Origin of the sequence: Vibrio scophthalmi LMG 19158 (assembly GCF_000222585.1) — a bacterium.
Classification (GTDB): domain Bacteria; phylum Pseudomonadota; class Gammaproteobacteria; order Enterobacterales; family Vibrionaceae; genus Vibrio; species Vibrio scophthalmi.
Window position 1 is genome coordinate 1 of the sequence record NZ_AFWE01000227.1, and the last position, 14,367, is coordinate 14,367.

Below are 14,367 nucleotides of genomic sequence, written 5' to 3' on the forward strand. Positions count from 1 at the left end.
ATATACACCAGCGAATTTTTCCATTTATCAATTCAGCCGAACCCAGATATTTCTTAACGAATGAATTTGCTTCAGGATGGGAAGATAACAGTTCATCCTTTTCTTCAGTTGAAAGCACTAAAAAGCCGCCATCGGCTGCTTTACTGCCATAGTCAATTGGGGGGAGGTAAGGTGAGAGGGGAGTACTTTCCTTCTCTACAATGATATTGTCAGCATCGGCTAAATAAGCATTGATATTTTTGGTTTGGAGCATTACTCCGTTGTCAAATAGTTTTTTAGTTGTATTTTGTTTATTCCTTATGGAAACAATAACACAGTATACAGCCGCTTTATTTTTGGCATAGTTACTCCAAATAAAAGAAGTATGTGCGAAACCTATTTCATTTGAATCATCTAGTATGTTTTTCCATAGCAAGCCAATGTGATCACCTTGGCAGATAGAGTTAGTGGCTATTAATGCAAACTCAGCCTTGGAGTTTCTAATGTACTCTGTTGCAATCTTAAACCAACAAGATACATAGTCGAGTTTTTTGTAGTTTTTGAATGAACTAGAAAACACTAATTTCATATCATCTTTATGAGTCTTTTCTTGCATAGAGGAGCCAAGAAAAGGGGGATTGCCAACAATATAAACTTCACCTTCATTCGGCATTACAGTATTCCAATCGATACGTAGAGCATTACCGTGAATGATGTTATTGAACGACTTTAGAGGTAGGGTCGCTTCACTAGCTCCAAACTCTTCGTTGAACTGTTGGTTCATTTGATGCTCAACAAGCCAAAGAGAGAGTATTGCAATACTACAAGCGAAATCGTCATACTCGATGCCATAGAACTGACCGAGGGATATTCCACACTGTGGAGCACCGAGCATTAGGTTCATTTGGTCGTCAGCACCTTCAAGGTGGCGAATCGCTTTAAGGATCTTCATCTCTAGCTGACGTAGTTCCTTATACGCAATGATCAGGAAGTTACCTGAACCACAAGCCATATCTCCTATTTTTATCTTTGATAGTCTTGCACAAAGAGCTTTTAGGTTTTTGACCTTGGTTTCATCTTTAACGTCAGTATCTAGGATTTTTAGATATTCCTCGGTTAGCTTGTCCAAAAACAGAGGGCTTAACACCTTCATAATATTTTGAACAGACGTGTAGTGCATTCCCATCTCTGAACGTTTTTTTACGTCCATTACGGCTTGGATCATTGAACCAAAAATATCTGGGTTGATAGCAGACCAGTCTAACGAGCCACACTCGATAAGTGCCCTACGAGATCGAGTGTTAAAGTGAGGAATCGAAATCGCCTCAGCAAACAATCCACCATTTACATAAGGGAAAGATTTGAAATTATTTGAGCAGTTTTCACGGTTGGTAGTGTCAAGAACGCTAAACAGCTCTTCCATCACTGTATGGACATTGGAACCATCATCGTGTGAGAGCGAGCCGAGTGTTTTGGTAAACTGGTCTTTGGCGAATATCCCAGTATCCTCTGCAAAGAAGCAGAACAACACACGAGACAGAAACACGTTCATTGCGTGGATCTGTTCTTCTGTTTCGATAGCATTTTCGACTTTTAATAAATCAAAAAGCTTTGCCATTTTTTCGGCTGCTTTAGCATCCGCAACTGACTCTGTAGCTAGGCTAGCACGCTCCATTCCTGCTAGGGGTAAGAAGAACTCGAACTCATCGTGTAATTCTTCAATCTTGAGCTGAATCGTGTCGTCAGCTTTGACATCACGAGCAAACACGGTTTTAAAATCAGTAACAAAAACAAAGCGGATCTTGTTCTTCTTGAGTGACTTTTTTTGTGACAGTGCATCAAGCTCTTGCTCTAGGTTACTGCTGGCTTTCTTAAAGTGTATTTGTCCGTTAGAGATAACTTCATCGCTATCAGAAAACTTCTTCTTTAAGCGGGTGATCGATGCTTTTGCTGTGCCAAAACAGTTTAGGAAATCATATACGTATGATTCAGGCTTGATGCTTGTCGATAACTGACGTAGGTTATCGTGAACTTCTGTGTATGTTATTTTCATTTTCACTCGTGATAAACCAATTGATATTGGCAAACATTCTACACTATGTAGCATATGACGTGTGAGTGTAACTTATTGAAGTTGAGAGCCTTAGTCCCTGTATCGACCATTAATTTTATAGCTACTTGTATAGGGCTTACTTTCCACATTAGGTTCATACTCATCAATGGTTGATTTTATGTCCCTCAACTCGCTTTTTCGTTGTTCGCTGAACGTGTTGTAGATACTTGATGACTGGCGTATTTCTGAACTTTGCTGGTTGTCTTGGTTGAGATGCTCCTTCAGTTCGTGGAAAGATTTTTCTAAAATAAAAGTAATAGGCTTTCCTTGAGTTAAACCGTTTACGATCTGTTTTTCTCTTGGACTTCGAGCTTTGTTCCTCATTGTCACCAAAAGTTGTTTTTCTTTTTTTACATCAATTAGTTCGTGCTCAATCACTTTTACTAACTCATCGAACATCCACTCTCCTTTGATACTAGATAGATCTGAGTAAGCAAGCTGATTGGGTGTATCTGACTGAACAAAAAACAACAGTTCAGGGTCTTTTTCATACGCAGCTTTCATCATACGCTTCAAAAAATCGGGACTTGAATTGGTTAGTGTTGCCGCTTGCCAGCCATTTTCTAGTGCAACGTTGATTGACAACGTTAGATCATAGCTGTTGGTTGATGAACCAAACCTGATTTTGCTTCTGTCGTTAGATAGTACGATGTTGTAGTTGTGTGGACGAGCTGCAATGTTCTTTTTGCCGAAATAAATCAGAATGTCGCCATTCACGTTGTTTCTTTGCTGTTTGTAATAGCGGTTGATGTTCTCGATCTGAAAATCCAGCATTTTACGCTGCTGCTTGAATGTCGCTCGTAACGATGGTGGTTTTTCTAATGTGTGAATGAAGTTAGGAAAACGCTTTTTGATCTTGCCTAGCGTCATAGAGCTAGAGATCTTACCACCAGAAATCGTTTCCCCTTTGTGATGGAACACTATTCCCTTTTTCTTGCCTGATTTGGCGTGTTTGAGTATCTCTACGGTGATTTCTTGTTCATCTAACTGCTCAATAAAATCAGCTTCATCGTTAGCTGACTTGTAGAGATTAAAAATGCGCTTTTTCACAGCTTCGAGCTTTTGGTTTACCTGTATCTTTTCCGCTAGGTTTTGCTGAACTTGTTTATAAGCGGTGTGCTCCGTCATTTCAGCTTCACTTTGATACTTATCTTCCATCAATAGATCATAAGATTTACGTTTGAGCTTGGTGAGTGGTGTGTCTTGCTTTTTCGCTGCGCTAAGGTTTTTCTGGTGTTGATACACTGCTTCAAGTTTGCGGTTTTTCATCACTTTTGCCATTGGATCATTCGCAGGACGGATCTCGTTAGACACATTGTTGCCCGTTGGCGTTAGGTTGTATTTACGTTCAATTTTTTCGCACGCTTGGCGCATTTTTCTTTTTGAGTTTTTGACACGCTGATAATCGCCACGGCTGTTGTGCATTCCCCTTACAAAGTGAAAGTGCAAACGGCCACTATCGACTTGCGGATAGATAAGATATGGGGTGTTGTCCATATCGTATAGGTTTGACAATAGCTCTACGCTGATTTGTGCCAGTTCATCTTGGCTGAAACTGGCGTTATCTTCATCCTCAAACGAAATCATTTCGTGAGCGTAAAGCTTGGTTTGTCGCTTGTTGGTCGATTGGCTTTTGTTGAGTTTTACTTCCTCAATAAACCCATCCATAAAATCTTGATAAGCAGCTGGATCTGATATGTCGATAATCCCAAGGTTAGATAGAGCTTGAAGCAATCGAGGATTATCAGGGGAGTTAAGATATTCTTTCGCTACCGTGTTGTATCTAATGATGTTTTTAAGCTGTTTAACCGTTTCCCCTTCGTGTAAAAGTTTCGCTATTGCCATTACTTATCTCCTTCAACAACAAAGCTTTTCAGGACTTTGTTTTTGAGTGAAGAGATCTGCACTGCCAGTTTTTTTAGCTGGGCGGTTTCTTGTGGGGTAATGGTTTTGCTGCTGTTAGCGAGTTTTGTTATTTGATTGAGATTATTTCCACAACGCTTTAACTCAGTCAGGATTTCCAGTAGGTAAGCACTGTCTTGAATGATGGTTTTAGGTGGTTCGATTTTCTTACGGTGTAATAGCTTTTGAACCATTTCAAGCCAAGTTCTTGCTTTTAGTTGAGATTTAGCTAATTTCAGGGCTGATTTTTCCTCTTCACTACAGCGTATTACGATTTTTGTATTGCTGCTCCTTTGCGTCATAACGTCCTCCTTGCTGAACAAATACAATGAGTTCTAAGACGATTAATAGAGCGCAGGATAGGCTTTTCATCGAAGATCGCTGTCTGAAATTAGCTGCAATATATCGAATGAAATGAGATTTTTCAGGTGATTTTAGAAAGTGATCAACACTCCTTTTTAAAACGTCTTTTCTGTTTTAAAACAAGTGGTTTGGGGAACCCAAGCCTCAACTTGCCTCTTCTTTAATTGTCTTAAACTCTTATACACAACAGAGCATATTTTTAGGCGATGTCAAATTGGGAGAGCTGGGTCCCATGTGGTCCCAGAACTGGTAAGCCCTTGCCAAACCTGATTTTTGTGGTATTTCAAAGGTATGGCTAGGAGAAAAATGATGAGTAAAAAAGATCACGAAACGAGGCTGGAATCAACAGCGAAAAACGAATTACAAAAAACACAACAATTGGCGAACTCGGATTTCGTCAAAGGTCAGTTGAAAGAGATGATGAATAACAAACTGCGAAAAGATATTGTTATTCGTGATGAATTGCTCAAAGCTGGCACAGAGCCGTCCCAAAAACTGACGAATAGAATTGAAGGGCGACAAGAAGCACTTGATGAGTTAGTCGCAATCATCGATACGCATCAAACCCATCTTTTAAGCACCTATGACATTGCTAAAGCAGCGATTGCCGAGCTTCGAAAATACAACCCCAAAAGAGCCAACGAACTTGAAAACTCATTGGCTTTAAAGGTCAAACAAAGCGGCTCACAGACGATTAAGAAAAAGCGCCTGTAATATGTATTAGTTGTTAGTTATCTGACAGCAGCTCTACCTTGTACTTTCGTGCATTTTCTACGAATGGCTCAAGTTGGAATACTGCATCGGCAACCATCAAAAGGTTGTCAAAATCATCAGGTTTAGCGGAATATTTTCTAATCAATTTAATCACATAGTCAAAAATTGGTTGGATATCGGACAGTAACGCTGGGTCAAGTTCAGTAACGATTTGCCTAAGTTCAAAGAACCACTCGATATATTGCTCTAATACAAGAATAATAGTCTTATCATCGTGAATATCAGGGTACTGACTTGGAGAGCCGTGCAGCCTTTTATGCACGGTTTTTCCATTCGCTAGTGTACAAGCCCCAAGGTAGTACTTTGGTTCCAGCATAATTCGGTGTTTATCGTCATTTTCCATCACGAACTCAACCAACAAGCAGTTGATGTCATTTTGGACACTTGCTCTCCGAACCTTCGTGGAAAAATTAGAGTTAAAATTGACTCGGTTGTTGAACTTTATTTCTTCATTTGGTTCATCGATCAAATCGTAAACAAGTTGATCATATTGATAGGTAATGTTTTTTTGATTGAGCTTATTTTCAATAGTTTGTATTTCAGCATCGAACCTTGCGACTTGCTCGTTAAGTTCTCGAACTTTTGTCATTATTGCTGGTGCGGTGAAGTCGTGCTCCAGTAGAGCATTAAGCTTATTGTTTGCTGAGACTTTTTGTTCTTTTAATTTTTGAACTTGTAGATGGAGATCATTTGGCTCAACGGGTTTAGGTAAAAAACCATTCTCTGTTACAAGGTGTAAGAGCATTAGCTCCAGTTCTTCATAGCGATAGTGTCTGGAGTGGGTACAGCTACCGCCTCTCTTCGCACTGGTACAAGTTAGATATTTTTGGCTTCGTTTTTTTGTATTGCCTTTGTCAACATATTCCATCGCATTACCGCATTCTGCACATTGCAAAAAGCCACGAAAGATATTTGAAAATCGGTACTTTCCCGTTTTGCCTTTGCCAACTTTTCTCGATTGCATTGCAATCTGTGCTTTGAGAAATGTTTCCTCATCAATCACTTGTGGGTAGTAATCCGCAATTGGCTCACCGTAGGGTTTACGGTTTTTATAGGCTCCTTTGTACATCTGCATTTCACCAATGAGCCTACGGTCAGACAGGAGCAACTGAATGGTAGATCTTACCCATAAGCCACTTTTACTTCGCTTGGATGGGGTTGGATACTGTTCAATTTTATCGTTCAAATGGCGTAAGATTTGGTTATACCCATTTCCATCAACGCAGAGTTCAAAGATTTTTCTTATCGCTCTCACTGCATCTTCTTTTAGTGAGAAAGACTCCCAATCATCAGCAAGAACCAACCAATGAGGATATGAGGTAGCAAACTTTTTTTTATCGATCTGTTGTCGTTTGGCTTCCCAACTTTCCTTTAAACGCTTGCGCTTAGTCTGGCTCTCTTCGTGAGCACGACTCATAATTAACAAACTAGTGATTATGTCGAATACTTGAGCATCGTTGTCTACATCATCGTTGCTGGTATAAAACTTTCTATCCTGTAGCGTATAAATGTTAACGTAGTCAAGCAGGTGTAAAAACTGACGCATTGCTTTGTTTATCGTATCTCGTGATAGACGGTCAAGGTTCTCCACGATTAGTAAGCTGCCTTTTTCGACAATGCCAGATTTACAATCTTCAATGAAACGTTTTAGGTTTTCTTGTTCACCCTTGAAAGCCGATTTACCAAGCTCTTTGTAGACACTGAGTTCAGTATCTAGCTCGTAACCATTTTCTTCACAGAACTTTTGAGTTTGTGCGAATTGCCGCCTAAAGCTATCCCCTTTAGCTTGTTGTGGTGATGAATAGCGAATGTAAGAATAAGCTCTTGGCTTCATAACAACCCTCAAAAACGATACTTTTCAATTGATGGGGATTATAACATAAATACTTTTACGCTTACGCACCAGAGAAACTTGAGTATCCAATCAATCGATTTACCATGGAAGCCAAGCGTCAATTGGATCTACTGGATAAACACTTAGCCGAAAATCGTTATTTAGCAGGGGATGAATATTCGATTGCCGATATCGCTACTTGGCCATGGTATGGCAACTTGGTGCTGGGTAATTTGTATAACGCGGCTGAGTTTTTAGATGTGGAGCGTTATCCAAATCTGCTGCGTTGGGCGAATGAAATTGCCGAACGTGAAGCGGTACAACGTGGTCGTATTGTCAATCGTGCTTGGGGCGAAGAGTGGGAACAAGTACCAGAGCGTCATAGCAAGGCTGATATTGACCAAGTGCTGGCTAAGCAGCCCAAATAATTAATGGTTTGCTCTCGATGTTTAATAGCCCTCATTTGAGGGCTATTTTGTTATATTTGCTAATAAAGCGGCACAATAAAATCGGCATCGGCAAGTGCGAACTTCGCGGCTTCGGTCTGGCTTTTTTGTTGACCAATTTTTGAGGCTTTCGGTAATACCACAAAAACAATTTCAGGTTTGGCGGTAATTCGTTGGCTGCGCTCGCCATCGGTGTTGAGTTTATAGCCGTCAATGTAGATGGTAAGAACGGTGTCGTTACGACTTCGTTGATGGACAAAAAACGAACCTAATTCATGTACCGCTCCCCAAACGATGGTCAGTGGGGCTTGTTGCACGCTGGGAAGGTAAATATCGTAGCTGCGGTTGGGGAAACCCGTCCGGATGCTATTGGTGGTGACTTCTAGACGGCGTTTAATAAATTGCCCATCTTGAAAAGGCATCGCCTCTTTGGTGCGTTTATCTTGTGCTTCAGCGTCGCATTTTCGTGCTTCTGGTTTATGTGCGTAGTGGCGATAAGTCGCACAAGCAAACTCTTCAACTAAGGTTTGAATGCCTTTAACTAAAGCTTTAGAAGCAAAAGCATCCAGCTCAAACTGCCCCATGACATCGATCTGTTTAAACAGTTCGGGTGCGGCATCTTTAAACTCGTTATCAAAGCGTAAAGGTATAAAACGATCTTGTTCTATGGCGGCTTTTAGTACGTTATCAGTGTCATAGACTCGCCGACCTTGGCTGTCCATGATTGACCATGCGAGGTTACTGTAGTCTGCGTAGAGCGGGTAACTCATCAAGCCAATAGTGAGGAAAATCAATAGACGCATGTTTCATTCCTTGAACGGTTCGCGTTACTTTGAGTGTAGTTCCTTGTTTGATGGTCGCGCTAACTAAACGTCATCATTAGCCCGCACCCTAGGTTCGGAAAAGAGTCATTTGTAGCCATTTTGACTCGAACTTGACTGAACGAAAGGATGGCCGAGCTTGGCGAATCAATCGGATAGTTGTTGATGTAAATGTTATTTTTTGCTGTGAAAAATGATAACTGAAGCGAATGACATTTAGTGACATTTCAACTGCAAACCTCATAATGAACAATTATTAAACACAAAATTGATGTTGCCAGTGGTGTTGAAATCAAGCGCGATATTAATTGAATGCAGCTAATCGGGAATATGGAGTCAAAATGAAAGGGACAGTATTAGAATTTAACAGTGATGAGCGTAGCGGCTTAGTTTCTGGTGAAGACGGTCAACGTTACACGTTAACCGGTGAGGATTGGCGCGGACAGACATTACCAAAGTCTGGTACTAAGGTTGATTTTACGATCGAAGGTGGAGAAGCAAAATCCGTTTATCCTGAATCAAAACCAGATAGTGCAGCATCTAAGAAAATTGTCGCGGCGTTATTTGCCTTTTTCCTTGGTGCCTTTGGTGCACATAAATTCTACTTGGGTTACACAAAGCAAGGCGTGATCATGTTGTTGTGTTTCTTGTTCGGTTTTATTTTGCTTGGTATTCCATCAATCGTCATCGGTATTATCGCTTTCGTAGAATTTATCCTCTATTTGGTTAAGTCAGATGAAGAGTTTGATCGTATCTACATTGAAGGCAAGAAAGCTTGGTTCTAAAGCTCAGCAAGCTTATGTTTCATTAGCCAGCGATTATCGCTGGCTTTTTTATGCGCGCCGTTTTTCAATTTCGGCATCCCACCCACTGTCATAAAAAATTCACCATGATAACGATTGTGAAATATCTGAAAATTCATCATATTGTAATTCCACTGTAACATTAAAAGAGGCACACATATGGAAAGACAAGAAATGATCCACCCTTCTAACTTTGGTGTCATTAGCCGCACTTGCTTATTTTCTTTCGCTGGTTTGATTGGCGTATTTTTATTTATATAACCCTATTCTAAATAGGCCTTGTAGAGTTTGTGGGTACTAACTTGGTATGTTCATTTACCTAGCGCCCACCGACTTGTTCTGTTAACTTGCTACAATCTCAATGTGTAAATGGATTGTACATCGTGTCTAAAGCCTTCCCTTGTTATTCAAATCGATTTGCCTCACTTTCTAACACTTTCTTTACGGCCGTTTCCCCTCAACCATTAGAAAATACCCGTTGGGTGAGTTGGAATGCATCCCTTGCCGCGCAATTTGGACTCCCAGATCAGGCGCCGATCGGAGAGCTAAAGCAGCAGCTTTCTGGGGAGCTTAGTCATCCTCAATTTATGCCATTAGCGATGAAATACGCAGGCCATCAATTTGGTGTTTATAACCCTGAACTTGGTGATGGTCGCGGGCTATTGCTTTGTGAGCTGGAAAATAAACAAGGCAAAATATTTGATGTGCATTTGAAAGGCGCAGGACTGACACCCTATTCTCGCATGGGGGATGGTAGAGCGGTATTACGTTCGACGATTCGCGAATATTTATGCAGTGAAGCGATGGCCGGTTTGGGTATTGCGACGACTCGTGCGCTTGGTATGCTGGCTTCTGATTCCCCGGTTTACCGTGAGAAACAAGAGCAAGGGGCATTGTTATTGCGTATGGCTGAGAGTCATATCCGCTTTGGTCACTTTGAGCACTTTTTCTATACCAATCAACTTAGTGAGCTCAAGTTGCTCGCCGATAAAGTGATTGAGTGGTATTGGCCTGAGTTGGCAGAGGCGGAGCAATCTTATGCGGCGATGTTTGAGCAGGTGGTCGATAATACCGCGTTAATGATCGCTCAATGGCAAGCGATAGGATTTTGTCATGGCGTGATGAACACCGATAATATGTCGATTTTAGGCCAAACTTTTGACTACGGACCTTTTGCATTTTTAGATGATTACGATGCCAGCTACATTTGTAATCACTCTGATTATCAAGGGCGTTATGCTTTTAACCAGCAGCCACGTATTGCGCTATGGAACCTGTCAGCGCTGGGTCATGCGCTTTCCCCTTTGATTGATAAAGCACAAATAGAAGCGGCATTAGCGCAATTTGAACCACGATTGCAGCAGTACTATAGCCAGCAGATGCGCGCTAAATTAGGTCTGCATAAGAAACTTGAACAAGATGGTGAATTGTTTGTGATGCTGTTTGATTTACTTGAGCAGCACAAACCGGATTACACTCGTTTTATGCGTGATCTATCAAACATCGATCGCCACGGATCACAACCTGTTATTGACTTATTTATCGATCGTGATGCTGCGAAGGCTTGGCTTGATCTTTACCTCGCACGATGTGAATTAGAGGTCGATGAGGATGAACAGATCGTCACCGCAGCGATTCGATGTGAGGCGATGCGTGCGAATAACCCGAAATACGTTTTGCGCAACTATTTGCTTCAGTTGGCGATCGATAAAGCCGAACAAGGTGATTATTCTGATGTGGAACAATTAGCGAGGGTATTGGTGACGCCGTTTGACGAGCAGCGACACATGGAAGAGCTGGCAAAGTTGCCACCGGAATGGGGCAAGGGGATGGAGATAAGTTGTTCTTCGTAGATAAGCACGATTGAGCAATTGCGTCATAGTACATTGCTCCTCTGGTTTGGGGCGGATCTTACTCATTGAGAAATCATGATGGGTGGTTTTCTACCCATCTCATAAACCGTTATGGGTATTTTTGATACCTCTCATCTCGCGTCATGGTCTAAGTATTTGAGTTTAAATAGATTTAAAATATTTTTAACAAGTGGCTCGCTTATTGCCCTTAGTTAAGTATCAACACCCAGTGATGGGGTTGTTTATTTAACAAGGAGAATAATAATGTTTAAGCCTTTGACCCTACTGTCTGTTTCCGTTCTTGCTGCGACCAGTTTTAATGCAATGGCGGCGTGTGATCCCGGTGAAACCGTGATTAAGTTCAGTCACGTAACCAATACAGATAAGCACCCTAAAGGAATTGCAGCCTCACTGCTTGAGCAGCGTGTTAACGATGAGATGAACGGTAAAGTCTGTATGCAGGTTTTCCCTAATTCGACGTTGTACGATGACAATAAAGTGCTTGAGGCACTGCTCAATGGTGATGTGCATCTTGCTGCGCCGTCACTGTCTAAGTTTGAAAAATTCACTAAAAAGTACCGCATTTTTGATTTGCCTTTTTTGTTTGAAGATGTGGCAGCAGTGGATCGTTTTCAAAACTCAGAGTCTGGCGACCAGCTTAAAAATGCAATGAAGCGTCGTGGTCTGCAAGGATTGGCATTTTGGCATAATGGCATGAAGCAGATGTCGGCTAATAAGCCGCTGATTTCGCCAACCGATGCAGAAGGTTTGAAGTTCCGCGTACAAGCATCTGATGTGCTGGTGGCTCAGTTTGAGCAGCTTGGCGCAAACCCGCAAAAAATGTCATTTAAAGAAGTTTATGGTGGCCTACAAACCAAGGTTATCGATGGACAAGAGAACACTTGGTCCAATATCTACGGTAAGAAGTTTTTTGAAGTTCAAGACGGCATCACCGAGACCAATCACGGCATACTCGATTACCTTGTGGTGACCTCGACCGATTTTTGGAACAACTTACCAGCGGAGCAGCGCGATCAGCTCAACACCATAATTCAAGAAGTCTCGGTTGCGCGTAATGCCGAGTCAAGCAAAGTAAACCTGCAAAACAAAACCAACATCATTGAAGCGGGTGGGGAAGTTCGTAGTTTAACTCCTGCACAGCGCCAAGAGTGGGTTGTTGCCTTGCAACCAGTATGGGCCAAGTTTGAGAAAGATATTGGTGCAGAACTGATTCAAGCCGCACTGGATTCTAATAATAATTAACCCGTTTTGGTTTGGCCCTCGACATCGGGACGAGGGCCTTTGTCTGATCTTAAATTTTAGAAGCGAATTACTATGGAACAGTCGATTTTTGCACGAGTAGGCAAGGTCACCGACAGCCTCGAAGAGGGCTTGATTGCGTTCTTTTTAGGTGCGATGACACTGCTTACGTTTGCCAATGTTATTTTTCGGTATGTCTTTAATGACAACATTCTTTGGGCATTAGAACTGACCGTCTTTATGTTTGCATGGATGGTACTTGTTGGTGCGTCTTATGGTGTTAAAAAGCACTTTCATATCGGTGTTGATGTGATTATCAATTTGGCGCCGGAAAAAATGCGCAAAGTGTATGCGTTAGTCGCCGCCGCCTGTTGTTTAACCTTCTCGGTACTGCTGTTGATTGGTTCTTGGAACTACTGGTATCCATTCGTGACCGATCGCGCATGGTATGAAACGGACGATATTCCCATGCCGGAGATGCTGCAATTTTTGGCGGATTGGCTCAATGAAGGTGAGCGTTATGAAAAAATGCCTCGATTTATCCCCTATATGGCGCTGCCGATTGGTATGGCATTACTGACGTTGCGTTTTGCGCAAGCCACTTGGCAAATCATCTTGAATAAATCGGATCGATTGATAGCAGGTCATGAAGCTGAAGAAGATTTACAGGCGTTAAAAGCCGAGTTAGCGCAAGCTGGAGATGAGCTCGCGAACAGCCAGAACAAGAGCAATAAAAACGGCAAGGAGAGCGAATAAATGGATATCCTATTTCTGTTCATTATGGTGATTGGCTTTATGCTGATTGGCGTGCCGATCGCGGTTTCGCTGGGCTTATCTAGCATGCTGTTTTTAATGATGCATTCTGATGCGTCTTTAGCGTCGGTTGCTCAAACGTTATTTAATGCCTTTGCAGGTCACTACACTTTGTTGGCGATTCCCTTTTTTATATTGGCTTCTAGCTTTATGTCGACAGGTGGTGTGGCTAAGCGGATTATCCGTTTTGCGATCGCAATGGTCGGTTGGTTCCGTGGTGGTTTAGCCATGGCATCGGTGGTGGCCTGTATGATGTTTGCTGCGCTGTCAGGCTCATCGCCGGCGACGGTGGTAGCGATCGGTAGTATCGTTATTGCCGGGATGATTAAAAACGGTTACTCAAAAGAATTTGCTGCGGGCGTGATTTGTAACGCAGGCACGCTGGGTATTTTGATCCCGCCGTCGATTGTTATGGTGGTGTATGCGGCGGCGACGGATGTATCGGTCGGACGAATGTTTTTGGGTGGTGTGATCCCCGGCTTATTGGCGGGCGTGATGCTGATGATTGCGATTTATATTGCAGCTCGCATCAAAAAACTCCCTAAACAGCCATTTGTGGGTTGGAAAGAGATGTTTATTGCCGCCAAAGACGCCAGTTGGGGTTTGTTGCTGGTGGTGATCATCCTCGGTGGTATCTATGGCGGTGTGTTTACCCCAACAGAAGCAGCGGCGGTTGCGGCGGTTTATTCGTTCTTGATTGCTAATTTCATATACCAAGATATGGGGCCGTTTGCTGATAAAGAAAACACCAAGCCGGTGTTAGTGAAAGTGCTGCAAGCTTTTGTCCACAAGGATACCAAAAGCACCTTGTATGATGCGGGTAAGCTGACGATTATGTTGCTATTCATCATTGCCAATGCATTGATTCTAAAGCACGTATTAACGGAAGAGCGTATTCCGCAAATGATCACTGAGTCGATGTTGTCGGCAGGGTTAGGGCCAATCACCTTCTTAATTGTGGTGAACGTATTGCTCTTGATCGGTGGTCAGTTTATGGAGCCGTCCGGCTTGTTGATTATTGTCGCCCCATTGGTCTTCCCAATCGCGATTGCACTAGGGATCGACCCGATTCATCTTGGCATTATGATGGTGGTGAATATGGAAATAGGGATGATAACGCCCCCAGTAGGCCTAAATCTCTTTGTGACGGCAGGGGTTGCCAAAATGTCGATGATGCAAGTGGTGAAGGCGGCACTACCATGGGTTGGTGTGATGTTCCTCTTCCTCATCATCGTCACTTACGTGCCGTGGGTATCCACGTGGTTGCCGACTACGCTGATGGGGCCTGAAATCATCACCAAATAGTTTCGTAGGCAATAGCTTCGTAGAAAATAGATTCGTATGAAATAGATTCATAGGAAAAAGGTGAGGAGGCGCTAAACCTCCTCATCGATATGCTTTTTTCC

General features: G+C 42.3%; 12 protein-coding genes and 1 pseudogene. 7 read left to right on the top strand and 6 right to left on the bottom strand.

What is annotated here, in order from left to right; all coding sequences use genetic code 11:
• The 3 genes from RH88_RS22295 to mobC form a co-directional block, all read right to left on the bottom strand.
• Positions 1-2,032: class I SAM-dependent DNA methyltransferase (locus RH88_RS22295; protein WP_005600281.1), on the bottom strand; the 2,032-nt coding region annotated here is incomplete at its 3' end.
• 90 nt (positions 2,033-2,122) lie between these two features.
• Positions 2,123-3,937 carry a relaxase/mobilization nuclease domain-containing protein gene (locus RH88_RS22300; protein ID WP_005600283.1) on the bottom strand — a complete coding sequence of 605 codons (1,815 nt, stop codon included), beginning with the start codon at positions 3,935-3,937 and terminating at the stop codon, positions 2,123-2,125.
• Positions 3,937-4,296 carry a plasmid mobilization relaxosome protein MobC gene (gene mobC / locus RH88_RS22305; protein ID WP_005600284.1) on the bottom strand — a complete coding sequence of 120 codons (360 nt, stop codon included), beginning with the start codon at positions 4,294-4,296 and terminating at the stop codon, positions 3,937-3,939. The genes RH88_RS22300 and mobC overlap by 1 nt, the downstream gene beginning before the upstream one ends.
• Positions 4,297-4,663: 367 nt before the next feature.
• Here mobC and RH88_RS22310 point away from each other — a divergent pair, with 367 nt between their 5' ends.
• Entirely contained in the window at positions 4,664-5,071 is a 408-nt protein-coding gene (locus RH88_RS22310) for a hypothetical protein (protein WP_241212216.1), read from the top strand.
• A gap of 13 nt (positions 5,072-5,084) precedes the next feature.
• Here RH88_RS22310 and RH88_RS22315 read toward each other — a convergent pair whose 3' ends face one another.
• Positions 5,085-6,965, bottom strand: coding sequence for a recombinase family protein (locus tag RH88_RS22315; RefSeq protein ID WP_005600287.1), 1,881 nt, complete (start codon positions 6,963-6,965; stop codon positions 5,085-5,087).
• A 50-nt stretch (positions 6,966-7,015) separates the two neighbouring features.
• Here RH88_RS22315 and RH88_RS22320 point away from each other — a divergent pair.
• A pseudogene (locus RH88_RS22320) lies at positions 7,016-7,393 on the top strand (glutathione S-transferase C-terminal domain-containing protein); the annotation flags it as partial.
• 59 nt (positions 7,394-7,452) lie between these two features.
• On the opposite strand, the gene RH88_RS22325 reads toward RH88_RS22320, so the two are convergent.
• The gene (locus RH88_RS22325) at positions 7,453-8,214 is read right to left on the bottom strand and encodes a hypothetical protein (RefSeq protein WP_005600291.1); all 762 of its coding nucleotides are present in this window, start codon (positions 8,212-8,214) and stop codon (positions 7,453-7,455) included.
• Between the two features lie 359 nt (positions 8,215-8,573).
• Between RH88_RS22325 and RH88_RS22330 the strand changes: the two genes are divergently transcribed.
• Positions 8,574-9,017 carry a TM2 domain-containing protein gene (locus tag RH88_RS22330; protein ID WP_005600293.1) on the top strand — a complete coding sequence of 148 codons (444 nt, stop codon included), beginning with the start codon at positions 8,574-8,576 and terminating at the stop codon, positions 9,015-9,017.
• Here the strand turns inward: RH88_RS22330 and RH88_RS23645 are convergent.
• On the bottom strand, positions 9,014-9,157 hold the full coding sequence (locus tag RH88_RS23645; protein WP_005600294.1) for a hypothetical protein: 144 nt from the start codon (positions 9,155-9,157) through the stop codon (positions 9,014-9,016). The two genes, RH88_RS22330 and RH88_RS23645, sit on opposite strands and share 4 nt — an antisense overlap.
• A 261-nt stretch (positions 9,158-9,418) precedes the next feature.
• On the opposite strand from RH88_RS23645, the gene RH88_RS22335 reads away from it, so the two are divergent.
• The 4 genes from RH88_RS22335 (at position 9,419) to RH88_RS22350 (ending at position 14,266) form a co-directional block, all read left to right on the top strand.
• Positions 9,419-10,888: a protein adenylyltransferase SelO gene (locus RH88_RS22335; protein WP_005600296.1), complete on the top strand. Its 1,470-nt coding sequence runs from the start codon at positions 9,419-9,421 to the stop codon at positions 10,886-10,888.
• A 264-nt stretch (positions 10,889-11,152) separates the two neighbouring features.
• A complete protein-coding gene (locus RH88_RS22340) occupies positions 11,153-12,151 on the top strand; it encodes a TRAP transporter substrate-binding protein (protein ID WP_005600298.1) in 999 nt (332 codons plus the stop codon).
• A 72-nt stretch (positions 12,152-12,223) separates the two neighbouring features.
• Positions 12,224-12,904, top strand: a complete 681-nt coding sequence (locus RH88_RS22345; RefSeq protein WP_005600299.1) for a TRAP transporter small permease — start codon at positions 12,224-12,226, stop codon at positions 12,902-12,904.
• Entirely contained in the window at positions 12,905-14,266 is a 1,362-nt protein-coding gene (locus tag RH88_RS22350) for a TRAP transporter large permease (protein WP_005600301.1), read from the top strand.
• Positions 14,267-14,367: the final 101 nt, after the last annotated feature.